Raw genomic sequence first — 19,061 nt, 5'->3', positions numbered from 1 at the left:
TTTAGCGCATTTCTAAATTGTAACGACAAAAGATCGGAGCGCAACCGCTGTTTTGGGAAATATATCAATAAAAAAAGCAGGTTACCCTGCTTCTTTCGATTAAATTTAGCCTAACCTACACCATTTAGTCTAGCTTAATAGCGATAAAACTTGGCTTTGCTGCTGGTTCGCCTGCGCTTGAACAGTAAGTGCAGCTTGGCCTAATACGTCGTTTGAAGCTTGTTGCGAAGTCGCTTGCGCAAAATCTAAATCTTGAATACGACTTCGAGCCTCTGCAGTATTTACGTTAGCTTGAGTGAGTGAACGCGCAGCACTTTCAAAACGATTTTGTGTAGCGCCTAAATCGCCCCGCGCGCTGCCGAGGGTTTCTATAGCCGCATCTGCTGCACCTAGTGCATCTTCAATACTAGTGCCTGACGTAATATCGATAGATAGAACATCGTTAAGCTGCGCCGCAACATCCTGCGTGTTAACGCTAATCGATTGACCAGGGCTAGAACCTGACTGAAATTCTAGTGAGCCATTTTCAGATAATAACGGCTTGCCAGCAAAATTTGTTTGCTCAATAGTTTGCGAGATGTTTTCTTGTAGCTGAGTTATTTCAGATTGAATAGCACGGCGATCGCCACTGCTAAGCACACCATTACCAGACTGCAAAGTAAGCTCGCGAATACGGTTTACATCATCATTAATGCTGCCTAGACCACCTTCTGCAACCTGCGCGACAGAGATGCCATCATAAACGTTGTTTAATGACTGGCGATTACCTTCGACTTCTGATGTTAATCGGTCGATGATTTGTTGGGCCGACGCATCATCTAAGGCATTGTTTACCTTTTTTCCAGAAGCCAGCTTCTCAAATAAGTTGTCCTGCTTTTCTTGGATTTGACCAATTAGCGATGTTGAGCTGCTGTTATTGATTTGCATAATTGCGCCCTCTCATTAACACTTCATCCAAATATAGCATAACGCTGTATAACTTCTAATCAACACAAAGTATAAAAGTTCATACTCTCTAAGGAAAAACTATAAACGAGAGGCGCTTTTGAGCCTAAGCCTTTGGCACTTTTTAAATAAACATACTGGTAGTTGAATACCTTTATTTTGTAATTATTTTTGATGAATAATCGTTGTGGCCTAATGGTTTATGGCATTGTTGCCGACACATGATATATTTAAACGATAATCATAAAAATCGTGGGCGATCTATGTTTGACGGTAAGTCTATATTGATAACAGGTGGTACAGGTTCATTCGGTCATAAATACACCGAAAACTTGTTGTCACGCTACAACCCCAAGCGCTTAATCATTTATTCGCGTGATGAACTCAAACAGTTCGAAATGCAGCAAAAGTTTAACGCTCCATGCATGCGCTATTTCATAGGCGATGTGCGAGACAAAGACCGCCTTACCCGAGCAATGCAGGGTGTGGATTACGTTATTCATGCAGCCGCTATGAAACAAGTCCCCGCTGCTGAATATAATCCCACTGAATGTATCCGCACTAATATTGATGGTGCTGAGAATGTTATTAACGCAGCTATTGATAATTCGGTAAGCAAAGTCATTGCCTTGTCGACAGACAAAGCGGCTAATCCTGTAAACCTATACGGCGCTACTAAACTTGCCTCCGACAAGCTATTTGTAGCGGCAAATAATATGGTAGGCTCAGGAAAACCTCGATTTTCGGTAGTGAGATATGGAAATGTAGTAGGCTCTCGTGGCTCGGTTGTTCCTTTTTTCGAAAAGCTCATTGCAGAAGGTACAGACCATATTCCTGTTACGCATACAGATATGACCCGCTTTTGGATAACCCTTCAACAGGGCGTAGACTTTGTTCTAAAGAATTTCGAGCGGATGCTTGGCGGCGAAATATTCGTTCCTAAAATACCATCAATTAGAATCACCGATTTGGCCGAAGCTATGGCACCAGGTGTGCCAATAAAAATTGTGGGCATTCGACCAGGTGAAAAGCTTCACGAAATGATGTGCCCCGGCGACATGGCTTTTCATACTTTTGAGTATGATGACCACTTCGTGATTGCGCCAGCTATTAAATTCTTCAATAGAAGTAACGACTTCACCGTAAACGGGCTAGAAGAACAGGGTAAACCTGTGTCTGATGGCTTCGAATATGTTTCTGACACTAACCACCATTTTCTTACAGTTGAAGAAATTATTTCTTGTAATAAGGACGCTGCTAAGTGATCCCTTACGGACGCCAGTCAATTGATGAAGATGACATTAACGCTGTTGTCGACACACTAAAATCAAGCTGGCTGACACAGGGGCCTGCTGTTCCCGCTTTTGAAAAGGCCTTGACTCAATTTTGTGGTGCCGAGCATGCGGTCGCAGTAAATAGCGCTACGTCTGCGCTGCACCTTGCTTGCCTCGCTCTTGGGGTACAACAAAACGATATTGTATGGACAAGTCCCAACTCTTTCGTAGCTTCAGCAAACTGTGCTGTTTATTGTGGTGCGACAGTCGACTTTGTTGATATAGAGCCTAACACTGGCAATATATCTGTTAATGCATTAGAGGCTAAATTAGCACAGGCCAAAGAGCAAGGGACCCTCCCTAAAGCTCTGATCCCAGTGCATTTCGCAGGTCAGTCATGCGATATGAAAGCGATTGCCACACTTGCTAAGAAATATAACTTTTGTGTCATTGAAGACGCTTCCCACGCGATTGGTGGGAAATATTGCGAACGCCCCGTAGGTAGCTGTCAGTTTTCAGATATTACGGTTTTCAGTTTCCACCCTGTTAAAATAATAACGACCATGGAAGGGGGCGCAGCCTTAACTAATAGCAGCGAATTAGCTCGGCAAATACAGCTGATGCGAAGCCATGGCGTTACCGCTAATCAAGACGAAATGACTGAAGAATCGCACGGACCTTGGTATTACCAGCAAGTTCAGCTAGGGTTTAACTACCGCATGAACGATGTAGAAGCGGCCTTAGGTGCAAGCCAGTTAACTAAACTAACTCAGTTCGTAGAGCAAAGAAACGAGCTCGCGTCTTTTTACAACGACGCATTCAGAAAACAAAATAAGATCACGCCGCTTGAGGTTATAACCGAATGCTACAGTAGCTATCACTTGTACGTGATTAGATGCACAGGTTTAAACTCAGATTCACACAAAGCGGCAATCGAAGCCTTAAGGGAAAAAGGAGTTTTTGCTCACGTTCACTACATTCCTATTCACCTTCAGCCATATTATCAAAAATTAGGCTTTAAAAAGGGTGATTACCCTCAAGCAGAACAATACTACGAACACGCGATTACGCTTCCTCTATATCCTTCACTTACCAGAGAAGAAGCGCAATATGTAGTTGATACAACGGTTGATATTGTTAATCAACTATCGCGCTAACCTCTTCAGCTAATATTGGGTCGCCAATATTGTAAGCCCTTGATGCATTTTGACTTAGAAGTGCGTCTAAATGTTGCGGGGCCAAGCCAAAACCTGTTCTGAGCGATTTAACATTGTCATGAGTGAAGGGCTGACCTTTCTCAATGGCCACGCTAGCGTAAAGCGAGCGGCGTCTTAACTTATCTTTTTCACTTACCTCGTAAGTGACCTTACCTAACGCAAGCTCTACCTGACGAACACTTTTCACCATGTCTGCGAATTCGCCTGGCTCCATTGAAAACGCGGAATCTGGACCACCTAAAGCTCTGTCTAAGATAAAATGCTTTTCTACGACTCTGGCTCCCATCGCTGCGGCCGTTACCGGTACCACAGAGCCCATGGTATGGTCAGAAACACCTACAGTGGTGTCGAATGTATCACGCATATCTACCATGGTTTTAAGATTGGCATCAGCAAGAGTAGAGGGGTAATTTGACGTGCACTTTAAAAGTGTTACTTGGTAATTGTTTTCTTGGTGACAGGTTTCTAACGCTAAGGCAATGTCAGCTTGTTGCGCTACCCCCGTTGAGATAATAATAGGTTTGCCCGTTTTCGCAACCGCCCTTATCAATGGAATATCAGTAATTTCAAACGAAGCGATTTTATAGAGGGGAACATCAAGCTGCTCTAAAAGTGCCACACCATCTAAATCAAACGGGCTAGAAAAAAATACCAAGCCCAACTCTTGAGCTACTTTTTGAAGTGGCTCATGCCATTCGTAAGGCATAGATGCTTCTTTGTATAAATCCCATAAAGTACGGCCTTTCCATAGGCCGTCTTTGCGCTTTCCAAAAATGTCATTATCTATATTTATGGCCAGCGAATCAGCAGTATAGGTTTGTACTTTAACCGCATTAGCTCCTGCTTTCGCCATTGCTTTTATCGTATCGACCGCCAAATCAAAATCGTTATTGTGATTAGCGGACAACTCGGCAATGATGAATACTTGATCGGTAAACGGGTACATCTATTAAGACTTATTAAAGTATACAAGTACGTCGTCAATAGACTTTAGCTTATCAAGGTCTTCGTCTGGCACAGTGACGCCAGTTTTGCCTTCAAGCTCCACAAACAAATTGAATAAATCTAAGCTATCTAAACCATACTCTGAAAACGCTTGTTCGCTACCTAGGTTGGTCACATCTGCTGTTACACCAGAATCAGTCATTGCTTGCTTTACGTCTACTTCAGTTAACATATTCTTCATTCCTCTTTAATAGGCAGGTGGCCCACGAAAACCCTACGCCAAATCCGCTCAATACGAGTCGCGTTGAGTTGTCGCTATGTAAATAGTTTTTCAATATGAGCGGGATAGATGAAGATACAGTATTCCCCGTCTCTTCTAAGGCTTTAATAAACTTATCTTCACTGCCTTTGAAGCGCCTTGCTATTGCGTCAACAATAGCCAAGCTCCCTTGGTGTAAAATGAAAGCATCCACACTCTCTTCGGACCAATCATTTTTTTCTAATAATGATTTTATAGCAGGAGCAACATTCAATGAAGCAAAGTTAAAGACCTGCCTTCCATTCATATAAAGCTCGCCTTGCTCTACCTTTAGATGTTCAGCGCCTTTTCCATCCGTACCAAAGGTACAATCTGAAACTAAAAATTGTGGATTTTCTCCCATCCATGTAGCAGAAGCGGCGTCGCCGAACAGCATAGAGGTTGTTCTATTGGGCGTTGTAATCACTTTTGAGTACGGATCGGCGGTAACCAGGACGCCATTTTTCTTACCAGTTGCAGTCAAGAAGCCTTGTAGTATTGATAATCCATAAACATACCCTGAGCACCCCAGTGAAACATCGAAGGCAGCTACATGAGTAGGTAACGCTAGTTTTTGATGCACAAGGGCGGCGCAGTGTGGCAAACCGTGACCGTCTGGGTTTTGAGTTACAACAATTAGTGCATCTATGTCTTCTTTAGCAAGGTCCGATTCAGAAAGTAAAGTTTCCACCGCCTTTACTGCCATATCAGAGGTATCATCACCCTCTTCTAATCTTGGCAAAAACCGAGCACCGAGTTTGGTCTCAACAAATGATGCTGTTTCCTCAAAAGCTTCCGCTTGCTTGAAGTTGTCTACGCCGTCTTTAGGTATGTAGCTTGAAATAGCTTTAATGCCTATCATGCTATTCTCCAACAATAAACTGCACGGTTCCAAAACGTTTACCATCGATTATAACGTCGTTAATCGAAAACTTGTTTTGCATCATCCGCGTAGTTTTTATAGAAACGCTTTCATAAACTATCGGCAGCTCATCGGAAAAGTTAAGCTGCCCCACCAACCACTTTCCTTTATTTAGACTAAAGAGGGTGTTGTGGAGCTTTTTCGTTAGCGCCACTACAAGTTCAACGGTTGTGCAGTTGTTGCGACAAGAAGCAGTAATTTGTTGCTGCGAAGCAACTATTTCAGCATCTTTTACTAAAGCATCCTCGTCAAATGGATAAGATTCGTCCACTGGTGTAGCAGTCTCGACAATTACACCACTTATACTCTCCCGAGTATTCTTATCAAGGAACTGGACAGCGCCAACAATATTTTCTTCAACCCCCACCGCGCCTTGCCCAAGTAAAACTTCACATTGGCGATGAATTAACTGCTTAAATATGAGTTTAGTCACGATTTGATTTTCATCACACACTGCCGTGCTAAGCCACGTATAGAAATCCGTACTGTGTAAATAATCTCGCGAGCCTTTAAACTTGAGTTCTGTTTTCATTATCGAATCCTTTTAGCCGGATTTCCCAACATAGTTGCGCCAGGGGCAACATCTTTGAAAATAGCAGCGCCAGCAGCCACCGTGCTGTACGTACCAATACGTACGCTGTCTCTAACCACTGAATTTGGGGCTATTTGAACGCCTTCTTCGACATGAGCATAGCCACACAAGGTTGAATTAGGGCCGATATCAACTAGATTATCAAGCGTAACATCGTGCCCCAGGTTTGCATTCGCGCGAATAAAGCAGTTGTCCCCTATCTTCGCTCCAGGCTGGAGCACTGCATTGGCTGCAACGACTACCCCGCTCCCCAGTTGAACATTAAAGCTGATGCTTGCAGATGGATGCACCAGTGTCGCCAAACGGTTTTGTGGGATATTTAGCTGTTTAAACTTGTCGGCGCGAACTTTCATTTTTCCAACAGACAGTAGCGCATAAACGAACGAAACATCACCGTCTAAGCTTTCCCATTCATGAGGAGCGCCTAATACTGACCATCGCTCGATGTACTCCCCGACAGGAATATTGTCATTTAAAAACCCTACAAGCTCGACTGGCTCCCCGGCCTTAATTAAATCAAGAACAATTTGCGCGACAACTAAGCCATTCCCGCCACCACCTATGATCACTACCTTTTTCAACACATCCTGCCTTTAACTTATAATTTCATCTACCCACGAGTGGGCGTGGTTGTATGCATCCATAACCGATAGCGCCTTAGCAGACATTTCATTCAATTTATCTGAAGAGCACCTTAAGTCCTCAAGCACGTTAATAACACGTTGTCCAACCTCTTTTAAGTTTTCACATTTTGTATTGAAGTCGCCAACATAAACCACCGCTCCCTTGGCTTCTAATGCGTTTGCTTGCGCAACTTGATTTTGAGCAATGGTGAGGATAACTGTGGGTAAGGCCATCATACAGCGCTCCCAAGATATGGTCCCCCCTCCGCCAATAGCTAAATCAGCTTGTGACATTAACGATGAAATATTCGATGCCTGTACATGTAATTCGATGCCATGTTGTTCACAGAACGTTATTATTTCTTGCTTATGTGGATGATGCTTGCCTATAACAACATCTACGCTGACAGGGTCATCTAACTTTTCATTCCATTTGGCGAGCAGTTCGCATACAAACAAGGTGGCATTATCTTTGTCCATGCCGCCAAAGCAAACAAAAACGCGTTTTACTGATTTGCGCAGTATAGGAGAGATTTGAGTGAACTCTCCTCGCAACGGAAAGTACTCTGGGCCAATCATGAGCCTAGTGGACTTTGGTATTTTTGCACCCCATTTCTTTTGTGCATCGAGTACTAAATTAGGGTCAATTAATACATCGCATTGCAGCGCACGGTCTGCTAGACCATCAATCACAACGACTTTGGCATTAAGGGCTTCTTTCACCGTATCGTGCCATTGAGAGGTAAGCGAAAAATGGTCGACTACGATAATTATGCGCTCTGTTAGCGTAACTGGCTGTATTGCCGCCAATGACATCTCTGCGTCATTCAGTTCTGTACCACCTAACCATTTAGCATGGGGGCACCAACTCCCTTCATATTCGGCAGACTCGGCTACAGGTAGCTCGATAACCTTAAAACCTGCTCGCCTCACTTCATCTAAACAATGACCTTTATGAGGCTTTGAAATAAAGGTTATTGATATGCCACGTTCATACAGCAACTTAGCCAACGTCAGGCAGCGCATTATGTGACCTGTTCCTATGTGCTCAGCACTGTCCGCGCGGATCAGCACCCTAACTGAGTGGCCCACCCTTACAACCCTCGAGACTGTATCGCGCTAAATAAAAGTTCTGCAGTTTCCCAATCTTCCTCGGTATCAATATCTTGTACGCGATATCTTGGCATCAAAAACGCGCTGGCGTGATGAGAGTACATAGGCAAGTTTTGCAAAAAAGCCTCTGCTTTTCCCCAGTAAAATTGCCCGGCATCATGATAGGCTTCTTGTAGATCTTGAGAACGTGTTTTCATTTGCTTTTTATCGAACATTTCAATATCGCCTTGCGGCGTGAAGTAAAAAGCACGCTGAATTGGGAAAGGGAAACTGGTAGCCGCAAAGCAAAAGTTTCTCTTTGAACTTTTTAACTGTGCAAAGGCGCTAGCCAAATCATTAGATGTGACAAAAGGGGCCGTAGCATATAACACACAACAGTATTCTGCCGGTTGCTCGTTCTCAGCTAACCATGTGAGTGCGTGATTAACTACATCGCGGGTTATCGCGTGGTCATCGGACAGTTCAGCGGGTCGGACGAACGGAACTGTTGCCCCCTTTTCAATAGCAAACTGCGCAATTTCGTCATCATCAGTGCTCACAATAACCTTATCAAATTGCGCAGAGTTCAAAGCGGCTTCGATAGACCAGGCAATAATAGGCTTGTTGCAAAAAGAACGAAGGTTTTTTCGCAAAATACGTTTACTACCGCCGCGCGCTGGAATTATTGCTACATTCATATATGTCTCTGCTGTTAGCGTATTCTGGTTTAGTAACTTTTGACGCTAATGGCACGATGACTCAACGATTCAGTCACGCTAAGCCGACTTCTTTTTACTGAAAATGAGTTTTGTCTCACAAAGTGATGTTTCTAACGGCCTTGGACACAACCAAAATCTATCACCGCCTTCATTAGTCATCTCTTTATCGGCCAGAGGTTCAGAAGCTAAAGCAAACATGTTATAGGTTTCAAATGATGTCATACCGCAGGATAGTATAGAGAAGTAATTCTCAAAGAAGCTTCCCCAATCTTCTTGTTCAAGCTTAGGAAACACCAATTGCAATTTATCGCTCGAAGTTAGCGCAAGTACCGCGGTAAAAACGGCTTTTTCGAGTCTTTTGTCATCAGAACCTTCGAATGGACAAAATACAAGCATATTGCTTTCTTCAGGTTTGAGTTGTTTATGTAATGCCACTAGAAGTTCTGGGTCATTTACAATATACGCCATTCGGCTTACACCAGCCTTTCGCTCTTTCAAACCAGGGACACCTGAAATAACTTCAATCTGATAATGGCATTGGGTATCTTCAGCGTTTTGGTTAATTCCTAGTGCACTTAGTACGTCGCTAACAGATTCACTGACGAAGGCTACGCGTTCTCTTTCTGTAAACTCTTGAAGGGCGATTTCTTGTCTTTCTCTTGTAAAACTTGAGACAGTGTCAAAGGCATCTGGGTACATAGAAATACTCGTTAACGCATCATCGAGAAAGTTGTGCCAACACTCCCTTATAGCCTCAAACTTTTCCATCACAAGTTCGTCGTTCTTGAAATGCGTTAGTTTACTAAAAATACTGTTTATATAGTTCGATGTACCATTGAAGTAGAAAAACAGAATAGAGCATTTACGCAAATACGCTTCGACCAAAAATTTTCGCTGGTCGAACACAAGCTTATCAATATCTTCGCGCCCGTTGAATTCTCTTTCAGATAACGCTTTGAAATTGGTGATATCCTCAATTAACGCTTCATGGTTAAAACGTTTAGCAAATCGCTGTTTGAATTCTGCCGCTGGGATAGGAACATGAGCCTGAGTTTGAATCCAGTTCATCGCTGCCTGTTTGTCTTCCAATGAATTGGTAATAATTAGGGAGTCTTGCTCTAAAGGAGGACTGCCGGCAATTTTGGCGCCATCGTTTAAGTTATATACGTCGGCATCTTTAAACGCTGCAAGGGTTTTCTCAATCACAGATTTAGACATATTGAATTCAAATTTGGTATTTACATAGGGTCTTAAATTCCCCGGCACTACCAATGAAGTGTCTATCCGTTCGGCGTGATTGAACAGTTCGCCACCGTCTTTTTTATAATAGCCTGAAGACTTAGAGTGATGATGGTTAACATCAACCATACCGAGATCTACCCCAAACAAATAAACTTGTTTGAAACCCAGCTCTAAGACGTAATTGATAACGAAATTAGAAACGGTGGGATAGGAAAAATGAAGGAAAGGCAAATCTAACTCAGGAAAGAGTTCTTTCATGAATACCGTCGATGACTCCCCCTCTTTGAAAGCGAGATAAGTATTCTTATAAAGCTCTGCCGTATCAGGGTGCACGCCATTACAGCTGATAAAATTAATTTGCTTTAAATACGCTTTGTCACCAATTCGAGATGCCCAGTCAAAAGACGCCCGGTTTGATTCCACTTCAGCGTGAAAATCAGGAACAATGCCATTGCTATACATTGCCTGAAGCGCCGTACCGCACGAAATGACAATTGCATGTTCTCTTTCTTCTTTTAAAAGCGGCATTAGACTATCAAGAGAGGGGCCATTTCCTACAATAAATACGGCAACATCACTTAGGTCTTTACCCAAGGGCTGCACACCAGCTTTGCGATAAAACCCTATATTGTTTTCTACCGCCCACTTGGTATGTGTTGTCCCAAAGCGAGAATGTTCGAAATATTCTCCCATAGCAACTATCAAACGCAGGTCTTCTCTGAGTTTATCGACAGCAGGCAGTAGCACCTCGTTATCGTAACCAAGGGAGAGGTAGGTGTTAGCAATAATATGAGTACCAATGGAATGGAACTGACTTAACAGGTCGCGAACTAAGTTGCTACCATCATCGCCTATGTTGAGATAAATTCGGTGCCGCTTTTCTTCAACCTTGTTAAGTATTGCTGCCCAATCTATCGCATACAGGGAAGCAAAAAAGTAATCTCGATTAGGCTCACAAACAAAAAGCTTTTCAATATCTCGAGACTCACTTAAAGCTTCAAGTTGATAGCCCACTCCCATTCCAAAAAGAAGCATCGACTTAACAGTTTCAGGTAACTCGCCTTCTTCCTCTTCCATCCCTGCCAAATGTTCTTGAATTCTTCTGACCATTTTATGGTGCGAATAATGAATTAGCTTCCCGCCTGCATAACCTAAAATTAAGTTATCCCGGTTGGGCTGTCTAACAAACGCCTCATAAGCCAGTTCAGATTCGCGTTTTGGACTATCACCATAAAGTGGCGTACAGGTCTCTATATGAAAAAGGTTTACTTCTCCACACTGGTTCGCTTGAGGCTCCCACTTGAGCGGAACATAATCTTTGAATTCGTGTGCAATGTCTGGGTAGTACTTTGAGAACGCCGCTATATTTTTATCAAAGGTGTCGCGACTAAGGTGGCTTTTATCCCAATTACTTCTCGTGACTATAGGGTTCCATGGGACTAAATAATCGTCGAATGGTTGCACTGAAGGGAAGGAAAACAAACGTTTTTGTACGTTATCGATGGTTAGCTCTGACAGGCTTCTCATTACTGAGTCGAAGCTCACACTGTGATAGTGCTGATAAAAATAGACACTGGTAAAAGGGCTAACTTGCTTTAATTCACTCAAGTCCTCTAAGACCGAACTTCCATCACGCTGGCTTTGAAAGTAAATCGCCGTCCCTTTCCCAGCGGCAACCTTAAAAATTTCCGGCCACACACCTGTGTGCAAAGAGCAGTGTGTGTATTCAAAATTTGGTTCGTAAAGAATAATACTTTTAAAGTTAGTTTCTCTCACTAGCTTTAAAAGGTGAATGCCTAATCCCAATCCCAGCACCACCAATACGTCAGCATCACCTTCAAGAGGATATGCTTGCCGTGAAAAACCGTTTTTATCTAAAACCGATGGTGAACGTAAAAAAGCATCCACATGTTTGTGGATATTGGCTGTTACCTGGTCGCCATACAATACCTTGCCGCTATTAAAATCGACAATATCGAGCTCTTTATCTTTGTTGATAAACACAGACGTAGACGTGCTTCGCGATTGCATTAACTGAGCACAGATAACAGGCATCACACGTTTGAAGGCTATTAGACTTTTTTCTTTGTTCTTTTTTATCGCATATGCAGATTCGACTTCTAGTGATGTTTGCTGTTCTTCATCATCTAAAAGGTAGAATTTAATGGCTTTAAGCATTATTTTTTATATCTCTTTGCCGCTTTTTGCGCTCTTGAAAAGCCAACTATCTCCTCTTTTGCTGCTAACTTCAACTCAAGCGCTAGCGCTTCGAGTTCTCGGTTAATAGTTAATTCATTTTCAGCAAAAGCTGAGCGTTCATCGTCTGAAAGTCGGCGCAACTCGCGCAGCACTATAGAATGTCGAAGGCTAATAAGGTGATGGAATTGTTCAGTCGAGAGCGCGGCAGGCTCTGCCGCCACGCAAACCGCAATTGCTGCGTTAACTTTACCTAGAAAAAGTGGTGTTAAGGAATGGTTTAATTTATCAAGGTTCAAATGGCTTGCTTACTTTCTCGTTGCGCCCGAAATGCCTCTTCTTTGGCTTCCTGAGGAATTTGCACCCATGCATCTCTAATCGGTGCTAAAAGTGAAGACACTTCATCTAACAAAGCTACGTCATTGTTTACATGAGCTTCATTTAGCTTTTCAATCATAAATTCATATAGGGCGAACATATTTTCAGCAACTTCTCCGCCCACTTTTACGTCTAACGTATCACGTAAATGAATAATAATAGCTGTGGCTTTAGAAATGAAAGTCGCCTTTTCTTTAAGCTCTCTTCTTTCCATTGCACCTTTTGCGTAGGCAATTCTATCTAACGCGCCCTGAAGCAACATCAAGGTTAATTTATGTGGATCTGCATTGGCAACATCTTGCTTCAAATTGCCTTTTTTGTAGGCATTTATACCTTTAAGGGACATACTTTCTCCGAAACTCGTACGTTATAGTGCGGCTAATAATGCCGAGCTTGTCTGGTTCAATTGGGCCACGGTCTGATCTAAGTTTAGGTATTTGTCTCGTAAAATTTGTTCATAGCTAAACATACGAAGCTCTAGGGTTTCCCTATCAGCATAGACATCTTCCCTATTTTCTTTCGCCGTTTTTTCACGTAGAGAAATAAGGCCACCAGATGATGTGAACTCGTCAACGAAATCGTATAAACGAACAGCTATACCTTCGTTTTCATCAGTAAACAATGTAGCGATATCGTCAAAATTATCTTCCAACGCATCTTTTAATCTGTCTTCACCAGACCCGATTCCGAAGTCTGAAGAACTAATTTCAAGCTTTCCATCTTGGTCTAGCTCTATGCCAAGTCTGAATAAGCCACCAAGTTCTGATGAAGAAACATTGTCCCCGATAATTGAAGAAAGCCCTGACTGAACACCTCTTAGTAATGAGTCTCCAGCTAGTGCCCCATCTTCTTCCAACTCGGATTCACCGTAGCGTGTTAATGTACCTATCTCGTCAATTATAGCATTGTAATTATCAACGAAATCTCTAATTTTTTGTTCTAGCCCTTCTTTGTCAAAACCTATTTTCAGCGTTGTTGACAAAAAATTGCCTGCATTGTCTTTTGGTGAAATTTCGTTTACGTCAAAGGTAACGTTTTGAATTGTATTTTCAAACTTGTTCGATTCGCTTTGAACTTCAATACCATCCACAAATGCTATGGCGTTTTTCGCCGACTCAATATTAGCTGCACTAATATTATTAGTACCGCCAGCAGTTGAAAGTCTGTCAAGTTCAGCAGCGCCCGTATCGTTGTTGATAACTAAATCATTGCCTTCACCAGTCTCTTCAGACAAAAACACCAAGCGAGGCCCTTCGGCAGTACCTGTATCTATGATATTTGCGGTTACACCAAAGTTATCGTCGGCACTGTTTATCGCTTCTCTCAGGTCAACAAGAGAAGTGCCTGAATCAACGTTGATAGTAAACGAATCGCCACCAGGAATACTAAAGGTTAACGAGCCTGTTCCAGAAGTTAAAACAGGATCTGTACTGGAAGTAAATGCACCGGCGTCAGTTGTTATACGACTCCCTGACGCAAGCTGTTGTACGGTAATATCGTAACTTCCGCGCAAGGCAGAGCTCGACGCATCAGCCGATAGAACGTCGTCATCTTCAGAGGGGTTAACGACTGTAGGCTCTCGACCATTGATATCAGTATCGCTACGCAAATCGTCTACTGCATCTTTAAAATCTGACAGCTTTGACTTTATTTGACCAAGACCAGATATTTCAGCTTCGATCTGCTCTTCTTTTGCGTTTAGCCTTTCTTCTTTCGGCAATCTCTCAGCATCTAAGAGCTGCTGAACAAGATCGTCAAGTGCTAAACCTGAACCTACACCTAGCGACTGAATAGTCATAACCTACCTCATTAAACCTGATTGTTGATAAACACCCCTACACTATTCCCTACATCCTGCTGTAGTTCTTGGATTCTTTCGGCAAGCTTTAAAAGCTCCTCGGAAGGTATTTGCCGAATAACATCTCCAGATTGACCGTCTTTAACCGTTACTACTGAACGGTTAGTATTTTCGTCGATCGAAAAAGTTAAGTCCCTGTTTTGAACAGTTAGAAATGATTCAACTTTTGCCACTGCCTCTTCGAGTTTAGCAGCATTCCTCTCTCCACCTTGGTTATCGGCGTCTTGGGATAAACCTTGAGACAAATTTTCCTTTTCTAATTCAGCATTAACTTGCTGAGTTAAAGGCGCCTTTGCAAGCTCATCTGTATTGATAACGCCATTTTGCCCCTCTTTAGGTGAACTTAGATTCTCCTTTACAGACGGTGCAGTATTAGCAGCACTATCCGGCGATGCCCCTATTCCTGTACTTGATGCAAAAGGCTGACCATTTTGAATATTCGGTATTTCCACGTTTCTACCCCCTTCTGAAACGACAAAACGGGAGCCTGCCTAAGCAAGCACCCGTTACATCTCAACTAAGGCTAAATTGTATTATAGCTTATCCAAGCAACGATAGCGCAGTCTGTGGACGCTGATTAGCCTGGCTCAGAACTGAAACAGATGCTTGTTGAATAATCTGGTTACGTGTTAGTTCAGCCGTTTCCGCCGCGAAATCTGTGTCTCTGATTTGAGAGCGTGCCGCAGACAAGTTCTCACTGATGTTACTCAGGTTACGAATAGTCGACTGGAATCTGTTTTGAAGCGCACCTAAATCAGCACGAACGCCCCCGATACCAGAAATTGCAGCATCTACAGCGCTAAGTAGTGCAGATGCACCAGCCGCCGTAGAAACACTGTTGCTATCGATACCAAGACCAGCAGTACTAAAGCCAGTGATTGAACCTAGGTTACCAGTTGAAAGATTTACTGAAATCGTTTGACCTGCGTTAGCACCTACTAGGAATGAAGCAGAAAAATTACCATCTAAGATGTTAACGTTACCAAACTGAGTATCCGTTGCGATACGAGAAATTTCAGTTCTTAGCGCTGATACTTCTTTTTGTAGCGCCAAACGGTCGGCAGAAGAATTGATACCGTTTTGCGATTGGATAGATAACTGGCGAATACGCTGTAGGCTTGTTGTGATCTCGCTGATCGCACCTTCGGCTGTTTGCGCTAACGAAATAGCATCATTTGCGTTACGTACAGCTTGGTTCAAACCTTCAACCTGAGATGTAAGTCTGTCAGAAATTTGAAGGCCTGCAGCGTCATCTGCCGCACTGTTAATTCTAAAGCCTGAAGACAATCTTTCGAACGACGTAGATAAACGATCATTTACGTCAAAAAGCTGACGTTGTGCGTTGATCGAAGACACATTTGTGTTAACGAATAAACTCATTGGAATACCTCCTAGGGACTCGTCGACCAATGTGGTACGATCAAATCCTTCCAGTTCATATTAGCTTGGTCACTACTCCGAGCTAACGCCTCTGTTAAAAGTAAAGTAAATTACCCCTCAACTATAGGTATCGGCCAACCCTTTAGATTCTTTAGTCTTATTTTTATTTTTTTTGAAAAAATTATTTAGAATTACCCTAAACCAATGATTTATATAAAAAAGAAATTTAATAAAAATAATCTAACTACGCGAATTCTTCGTAATTTTTTAGATAAATGTAGGTGCAAGTATGAAAGTTGTTCAATGAGGGTACTTCATTGCAGTCGTCAAAAGGCAACCCAATAAAGGTTTGCACATTCAATTTAAGTGCATAGAAAATAGAAGTAAGTGATTAATGCATATCGGCACACGATAAAAGTCAGATTTTTGAAATACTCTTCAAAATTGGCATCGAAGCTGCAAGTAAGAGTTTGAACAGATTGTCTTGCTCTGCAATTTGTTTGAAATTGGCGGGATGTTTCGGTAATACTAAAAAAAAGGCCGAGACAATTTAACTCTCGGCCAATTTGCTCACGTTAGGAGATTGAGCAAATTCAGTTTCTGTCGGCTGGCAGGTATTTAGTAGGATAAACTGGCCTCTCAACCAACACTTCTACACTCTCAGTCCTGTTAGTCGACGCTTTCTTAAGGGAGCGGCCTCATTGGCCGCTTACCTTCTTTAGGGGATGGCCTCTCAACTCCTTCCCAAATAAAGCGTCTAACCTATTAACCACCTAGTAGTGAAAGTGCAGCCTGTGGACGCTGATTTGCCTGCGCCAGGATAGTGGTACTTGCCTGCTGCAAAATCTGGTTGCGGCTCAATTCTGCCGTCTCGGTGGCAAAGTCCGCATCTTTAATTCGCGATCTTGCCGCTGATACGTTCTCTGAGATGTTACTTAAGTTTCTAATTGTAGATTGGAATCTATTCTGGATAGCACCCAAATCTGCACGTAGGCCACCAATTGCCGATATTGCCGTATCAACATCATCAAGAAGTGCTGATGCGCCAGCGGCAGTTAGTACGTCAGCTGAAATAATTCCCAAGCCAGTAGCGCTAAAGCCGGTTACACCTGCTGCAGTTAGTGCTTGAGACGATAGATTAACAGAAATCGTCTGACCTGAGTTCGCGCCAACTAAGAACGATGCTGAAAACACACCAGAAAGGATACTTACACCGGCAAATTCGGTAGTCGTTGCAATTCTTGAGATTTCCGTTCTTAGTGCAGACACTTCTTTCTGTAGCGCTGCTCGGTCTGCAGAGCTGTTAATACCGTTTTGAGATTGAATCGCCAAGGTACGAATACGCTGCAAAGCTGTGGTTGTTTCGGCCATTGCGCCTTCAGCTGTTTGCGCTAATGAGATACCGTCGTTAGCGTTTCGAACCGCCTGGTCTAAACCTTGAATTTGTGAAGTCATACGGTCAGTAATTTGCAGTCCAGCCGCATCATCTGCCGCGCTGTTAATTCTGAAGCCTGAAGAAAGGCGCTCAAAAGCAGTGCTCAGATTATTACCTGTAGTGAACAATTGACGTTGTGCATTTAATGATGACACATTGGTATTAACAAATAGACTCATGGGTCTCTCCTAACAGTTTCGAGTATGGCGCTATTGGTTTTATTATTTGCGCAATTAATTTAAATATTTGGCATAACCTGTGCTTTGAAAACTCTGTCAGTTTATTCTGACGTTTCATTGGCACACTACCAATGGAACTTGCTAAATAGAGAAGTTTCTTCTCTTTGCTGGTCGGTGGGTTTGGTGTTCCAGAACCTCAAACCTCTCACTACCTCCTGGCTCTATTCTCGCCGGTCAGCAGCTCTAACCATCTATCAGCAAACTCCATCTTTTATCGACCTTTGCTTGAAATTACTTTAATATTTTTTTCAAAACCTTTTGTCGACTTAAAGCACTGTATTTCCTAACTTTTAAACTCAGAATCTTAAAGTAAATCTGAATTAAAACGGTGCTATTAACGCTTTTAAACATAAACTTTAGAAGCGTAGAGGATAAAAACATCGTTTATCTCCCCTTTGTATTAGTTATCGTCAAAGATCGATTTTTACTTTAGATATTTTTTCAAATTTTTAGATAAAAAAGAGAATAAATAAAAAAACCTCTTAACTTCATAGTGTTAGGGCTATGGACTGAAAGCACAAATATGTGTGTAGGCGGGCTTTATAACAATTAAGTGGTTGAGATATAAAAAAGCTGGTCTTGAAAAGACCAGCTTTAAACGCACGTGAACTAGAGCACTACCTCCTGGCTTCACGCTAATTACGATTAACCTAGAAGCTGTAATGCAGCCTGCGGGCGCTGGTTAGCCTGCGATAATACAGTAGTACTTGCCTGCTGAATGATCTGGTTACGGGTTAGGTTAGCTGTTTCAGTCGCGAAATCGGTATCCTTAATCTGTGAACGTGCAGCCGATACGTTTTCAGAGATGTTGCTTAGGTTACGGATAGTTGACTGGAAGCGGTTCTGTAAGGCACCTAAATCGGCACGTAAGCTACCAATTGCAGAGATAGCGCTATCTACACTATCAAGAATTGATGACGCTGCACTCGCTGTAAGTACGTTACCACTGATACCAAGCCCTGTAGGTCCAAAACCTGAAACACCCGCAGCAGTTAGCGTAGGTGAAGACAAGTTAACTGAAATTGTCTGACCTGCGTTCGCACCTACTAGGAACGAAGCAGAGAACGCACCAGAAAGAATACTTACACCGGCAAACTCAGTTGTTGTTGCGATACGTGAAATTTCTGTACGTAATGCAGACACTTCTTTTTGAAGCGCAGCACGGTCAGCAGAGCTGTTGATACCGTTTTGTGATTGAATCGCTAGAGTACGAATACGTTGAAGTGCTGTAGTTGTTTCAGATAACGCACCTTCAGCAGTCTGCGACAGTGAAATCGCATCATTAGCGTTACGTACAGCTTGGTTTAGACCTTCAATTTGTGAAGTCATACGGTCAGTGATCTGTAGACCCGCGGCATCATCAGCAGCGCTGTTGATACGGAAGCCTGAAGATAGACGCTCAAAAGACGTGCTCAAAGAATTGCTTACATCAAAAAGCTGACGCTGGGCATTCAATGAGGATACATTGGTATTAACGAACATAGACATAAAGTCTCTCCTACACTCTCAGTCCAGCGTGCGCTGGCTGTCGGAATTTCCGACGTTTTGTTTTAGTAGTCATCAAGACCTGAGGGGTAATTGATGAACTGGCTCTCTCAGAAACTGTATCGACAACATGCAAATTCTCTTTAGAAAAAATTACGATATTTGCCGATTAGCGGTAATATATTGCCGCTTAAAGAGCTAGAATCCTTCACTAAACATCA

General features: G+C 42.7%; 18 protein-coding genes. 2 read left to right on the top strand and 16 right to left on the bottom strand.

All coding sequences use genetic code 11. The features are described 5' to 3' along the window. Positions 1–129: 129 nt before the first annotated feature. Positions 130–927, bottom strand: a complete 798-nt coding sequence (locus tag PCAR9_RS04880; protein ID WP_179982653.1) for a flagellin — start codon at positions 925–927, stop codon at positions 130–132. 281 nt (positions 928–1,208) lie between these two features. On the opposite strand from PCAR9_RS04880, the gene pseB reads away from it, so the two are divergent. Both pseB and pseC read left to right on the top strand, forming a co-directional pair. Then, positions 1,209–2,210, top strand: coding sequence for a UDP-N-acetylglucosamine 4,6-dehydratase (inverting) (gene pseB / locus PCAR9_RS04875; RefSeq protein WP_179982652.1), 1,002 nt, complete (start codon positions 1,209–1,211; stop codon positions 2,208–2,210). Continuing rightward, positions 2,207–3,376, top strand: coding sequence for a UDP-4-amino-4,6-dideoxy-N-acetyl-beta-L-altrosamine transaminase (gene pseC, locus PCAR9_RS04870; RefSeq protein WP_179982651.1), 1,170 nt, complete (start codon positions 2,207–2,209; stop codon positions 3,374–3,376). The genes pseB and pseC overlap by 4 nt, the downstream gene beginning before the upstream one ends. On the opposite strand, the gene pseI is transcribed toward pseC, so the two are convergent. From pseI to PCAR9_RS04795, 15 genes are all read right to left on the bottom strand, one after another. After that, a complete protein-coding gene (pseI, locus tag PCAR9_RS04865; protein ID WP_179982650.1) occupies positions 3,357–4,382 on the bottom strand; it encodes a pseudaminic acid synthase in 1,026 nt (341 codons plus the stop codon). The two genes, pseC and pseI, sit on opposite strands and share 20 nt — an antisense overlap. Before the next feature lie 3 nt (positions 4,383–4,385). Continuing rightward, entirely contained in the window at positions 4,386–4,613 is a 228-nt protein-coding gene (locus tag PCAR9_RS04860) for an acyl carrier protein (protein WP_179982649.1), read from the bottom strand. Then, positions 4,603–5,541: a ketoacyl-ACP synthase III gene (locus PCAR9_RS04855; protein ID WP_179982648.1), complete on the bottom strand. Its 939-nt coding sequence runs from the start codon at positions 5,539–5,541 to the stop codon at positions 4,603–4,605. The genes PCAR9_RS04860 and PCAR9_RS04855 overlap by 11 nt, the downstream gene beginning before the upstream one ends. Position 5,542: 1 nt before the next feature. Next, a complete protein-coding gene (locus PCAR9_RS04850) occupies positions 5,543–6,133 on the bottom strand; it encodes a hypothetical protein (RefSeq protein WP_179982647.1) in 591 nt (196 codons plus the stop codon). Then, on the bottom strand, positions 6,133–6,777 hold the full coding sequence (locus PCAR9_RS04845; protein ID WP_179982646.1) for an acetyltransferase: 645 nt from the start codon (positions 6,775–6,777) through the stop codon (positions 6,133–6,135). The genes PCAR9_RS04850 and PCAR9_RS04845 overlap by 1 nt, the downstream gene beginning before the upstream one ends. A 9-nt stretch (positions 6,778–6,786) precedes the next feature. Continuing rightward, entirely contained in the window at positions 6,787–7,890 is a 1,104-nt protein-coding gene (pseG, locus tag PCAR9_RS04840) for a UDP-2,4-diacetamido-2,4,6-trideoxy-beta-L-altropyranose hydrolase (protein WP_269475080.1), read from the bottom strand. Between the two features lie 20 nt (positions 7,891–7,910). Further along, complete coding sequence (gene pseF, locus PCAR9_RS04835) at positions 7,911–8,606, bottom strand: pseudaminic acid cytidylyltransferase (protein ID WP_179982644.1); 696 nt, start codon at positions 8,604–8,606, stop codon at positions 7,911–7,913. 78 nt (positions 8,607–8,684) lie between these two features. Continuing rightward, entirely contained in the window at positions 8,685–12,047 is a 3,363-nt protein-coding gene (locus PCAR9_RS04830; protein ID WP_179982643.1) for a motility associated factor glycosyltransferase family protein, read from the bottom strand. After that, positions 12,047–12,364: a hypothetical protein gene (locus PCAR9_RS04825; RefSeq protein ID WP_179982642.1), complete on the bottom strand. Its 318-nt coding sequence runs from the start codon at positions 12,362–12,364 to the stop codon at positions 12,047–12,049. Before PCAR9_RS04825 ends, PCAR9_RS04830 begins: the two co-directional genes overlap by 1 nt. Beyond that, on the bottom strand, positions 12,361–12,789 hold the full coding sequence (fliS, locus tag PCAR9_RS04820) for a flagellar export chaperone FliS (protein WP_179982641.1): 429 nt from the start codon (positions 12,787–12,789) through the stop codon (positions 12,361–12,363). Before fliS ends, PCAR9_RS04825 begins: the two co-directional genes overlap by 4 nt. A gap of 21 nt (positions 12,790–12,810) precedes the next feature. After that, positions 12,811–14,241 (bottom strand): flagellar filament capping protein FliD, encoded by a 1,431-nt coding sequence (fliD, locus tag PCAR9_RS04815; RefSeq protein ID WP_179982640.1) that lies wholly within the window; start codon positions 14,239–14,241, stop codon positions 12,811–12,813. Between the two features lie 11 nt (positions 14,242–14,252). Then, on the bottom strand, positions 14,253–14,753 hold the full coding sequence (locus tag PCAR9_RS04810) for a flagellar protein FlaG (protein ID WP_179982639.1): 501 nt from the start codon (positions 14,751–14,753) through the stop codon (positions 14,253–14,255). Positions 14,754–14,841: 88 nt separating this feature from the next. Next, positions 14,842–15,681, bottom strand: coding sequence for a flagellin N-terminal helical domain-containing protein (locus PCAR9_RS04805; RefSeq protein WP_179982638.1), 840 nt, complete (start codon positions 15,679–15,681; stop codon positions 14,842–14,844). A 765-nt stretch (positions 15,682–16,446) separates the two neighbouring features. Next, positions 16,447–17,295, bottom strand: coding sequence for a flagellin N-terminal helical domain-containing protein (locus PCAR9_RS04800; RefSeq protein ID WP_118490019.1), 849 nt, complete (start codon positions 17,293–17,295; stop codon positions 16,447–16,449). 705 nt (positions 17,296–18,000) lie between these two features. Beyond that, on the bottom strand, positions 18,001–18,843 hold the full coding sequence (locus PCAR9_RS04795; protein ID WP_179982637.1) for a flagellin N-terminal helical domain-containing protein: 843 nt from the start codon (positions 18,841–18,843) through the stop codon (positions 18,001–18,003). Positions 18,844–19,061 lie beyond the last annotated feature (218 nt).

It is taken from the genome of Alteromonas macleodii (genome assembly GCF_903772925.1).
Classification (GTDB): domain Bacteria; phylum Pseudomonadota; class Gammaproteobacteria; order Enterobacterales; family Alteromonadaceae; genus Alteromonas; species Alteromonas macleodii_A.
The sequence above is the reverse complement of the archived record's forward strand: the minus strand, read 5'-3'. Positions and strand labels throughout refer to the sequence as shown.

Coding starts and splice junctions, on each gene's coding strand:
- PCAR9_RS04855 (WP_179982648.1), bottom strand. CDS start 5,541: ATGATAGGCATTAAAGCTATTTCAAGCTACATACCTAAAGACGGCGTA.
- PCAR9_RS04880 (WP_179982653.1), bottom strand. CDS start 927: ATGCAAATCAATAACAGCAGCTCAACATCGCTAATTGGTCAAATCCAA.
- fliD (WP_179982640.1), bottom strand. CDS start 14,241: ATGACTATTCAGTCGCTAGGTGTAGGTTCAGGTTTAGCACTTGACGAT.
- PCAR9_RS04850 (WP_179982647.1), bottom strand. CDS start 6,133: ATGAAAACAGAACTCAAGTTTAAAGGCTCGCGAGATTATTTACACAGT.
- PCAR9_RS04795 (WP_179982637.1), bottom strand. CDS start 18,843: ATGTCTATGTTCGTTAATACCAATGTATCCTCATTGAATGCCCAGCGT.
- fliS (WP_179982641.1), bottom strand. CDS start 12,789: ATGTCCCTTAAAGGTATAAATGCCTACAAAAAAGGCAATTTGAAGCAA.
- PCAR9_RS04800 (WP_118490019.1), bottom strand. CDS start 17,295: ATGAGTCTATTTGTTAATACCAATGTGTCATCATTAAATGCACAACGT.
- PCAR9_RS04805 (WP_179982638.1), bottom strand. CDS start 15,681: ATGAGTTTATTCGTTAACACAAATGTGTCTTCGATCAACGCACAACGT.
- pseI (WP_179982650.1), bottom strand. CDS start 4,382: ATGTACCCGTTTACCGATCAAGTATTCATCATTGCCGAGTTGTCCGCT.
- PCAR9_RS04830 (WP_179982643.1), bottom strand. CDS start 12,047: ATGCTTAAAGCCATTAAATTCTACCTTTTAGATGATGAAGAACAGCAA.
- pseB (WP_179982652.1), top strand. CDS start 1,209: ATGTTTGACGGTAAGTCTATATTGATAACAGGTGGTACAGGTTCATTC.
- pseF (WP_179982644.1), bottom strand. CDS start 8,606: ATGAATGTAGCAATAATTCCAGCGCGCGGCGGTAGTAAACGTATTTTG.
- PCAR9_RS04860 (WP_179982649.1), bottom strand. CDS start 4,613: ATGTTAACTGAAGTAGACGTAAAGCAAGCAATGACTGATTCTGGTGTA.